The following is a 1,051-nucleotide window of genomic DNA, read 5'->3' as shown; positions in this document are numbered from 1 at the left end:
GGCTTTGTTTCCTAATTGGATCTCAGATAGAAACGGCCAGTATGGGTGATTATTAGGCTATTTCTATCGTTTTAGGCATACCTAACCCTGTGAGCTTATTCAACGCTTTAATCATGGCGTAGGTTTCACCAACCTGAGCATTATAGTTTCTTAAACTTAATCGCCCACCAAACAGTGTCTTTACACGGAACATAGCCGTCTCTGAAAGTGACCGTTTATGGTAACCGTACTTCTTTTTCCAATGTTTATTTGAGCCGTATAATTTCTGGCAAGCTACCGCCAGATTACGGGGGTGACCTCGTAACCAAAAAGCAGCACCTTCTCTCGGTGGAATAAGTGGAACAGCTTGTTTAATACGTATTGCTTCGTAGCATTGTCTTGTATCGTAAGCTCCATCACCAGATATCTCATTGATTCTACGACGAGTTTGATTCAGTAAATTAGGAAGAGCTTCACCGTCAGTGACATTCGATAAACTTAACTCAGCCGCAATGATTTCATGAGTGCCAGTGTCTACGGCTAAATGGAGCTTACGCCAAACTCGACGCTTCCCGTCAGTACCATGTTTTTTTACTTTCCATTCACCTTCACCGTAGACCTTTAGCCCTGTTGCATCAATGGCTAAATGCTGTATTGCGCCTCGGGTCTTTGTCTTGAATGACACATTAACCGTTTTGGCTCGTTTACTGATGCATGAATAATGAGGACATGACAACGGGAGTTGAGCGAGTTTGAAAACAGAATCGATGAATCCTTGTAACGCTCTCAACGGCATCGCGAATACTCGTTTAACCATGAGGGCGGTCGTAATGGCTAAGTCACTAAACAATCGAGGTCGACCTCGTTTACCTTGCTTGAGTTGCTTCCACTGTTGAATCGCTTCCTCATCAATCCAGAATGTCAGTGAACCACGATTGATTAGGGCTTGGTTATATTGTTTCCAGTTAGTTGTTCTGTAGCGAGGCTTTGGCATTGCTCTAAGTATGTGAGTGAACTTAGATGATCTGATCGTAGCTTTAAGCATTAGTTCCCTGATTTAGGAAACAAAGCC

Annotated in this window: 1 protein-coding gene; it reads right to left on the bottom strand. The window is 43.1% G+C overall.

What is annotated here, in order from left to right; translation table 11 throughout:
• Positions 1 to 52 precede the first annotated feature (52 nt).
• Positions 53 to 973, bottom strand: a complete 921-nt coding sequence (locus AB4167_RS21645) for an IS5 family transposase (protein ID WP_029236538.1) — start codon at positions 971 to 973, stop codon at positions 53 to 55.
• Positions 974 to 1,051: the final 78 nt, after the last annotated feature.

It is taken from the genome of Vibrio sp. 10N.286.49.E11, from assembly GCF_041469505.1.
Lineage (GTDB): Bacteria > Pseudomonadota > Gammaproteobacteria > Enterobacterales > Vibrionaceae > Vibrio > Vibrio crassostreae_C.
This window is presented reverse-complemented; position numbering and strand designations above follow the sequence as displayed.

Excerpts from the sequence above, each read along its gene's own strand:
- AB4167_RS21645 (WP_029236538.1), bottom strand. The coding sequence starts at position 973 with ATGCCAAAGCCTCGCTACAGAACAACTAACTGGAAACAATATAACCAA.